This is a genomic window from Pedococcus sp. P1_H8 (assembly GCF_056405175.1).
The window spans coordinates 1-356 of the sequence record NZ_JBFUCP010000486.1 but is presented as its reverse complement, the minus strand read 5'-3'; the positions used below and the strand labels follow the sequence as shown (position 1 = coordinate 356).

The following is a 356-nucleotide window of genomic DNA, read 5'->3' as shown; positions in this document are numbered from 1 at the left end:
GCGCCGGGTCCGCACGGCCGGCTCGTCGTCGAGGTCGTCCTCTTCGACGTAGCCCTTCTTGCCCAGGCCCTTGTCGATGAACTGCCAGTCCTGCGCGGTGAGCAACTTCACTGACTTGTCGAGCTTGTCCCGGTCCTCGGCGTCGGAGAGGAAGGCGCCGTGCGAGCAGCAACCGTCGTCCGGCCGGTCGGCCACCGTGCCCTGGCACGCGGGGGTGCCGAAGACGCAGGTCCAGCGGGAAAGCAGCCAGGTCAGGTCCGCGACGACGACGTGCTCCGCGTTCGACGGATCGACGAACTCGATCCACTCGCGGGGGAAGTCGAGGTCGACTTCGGGGGTCGGCACCATCTTGTCCG

The 356-nt window shown here is 68.3% G+C and carries 1 protein-coding gene; it reads right to left on the bottom strand.

The window, feature by feature from the left end; translation table 11 throughout:
* Positions 1-356: DUF3109 family protein (locus AC1DYG_RS20975; RefSeq protein ID WP_477641749.1), on the bottom strand; the 356-nt coding region annotated here is incomplete at both ends.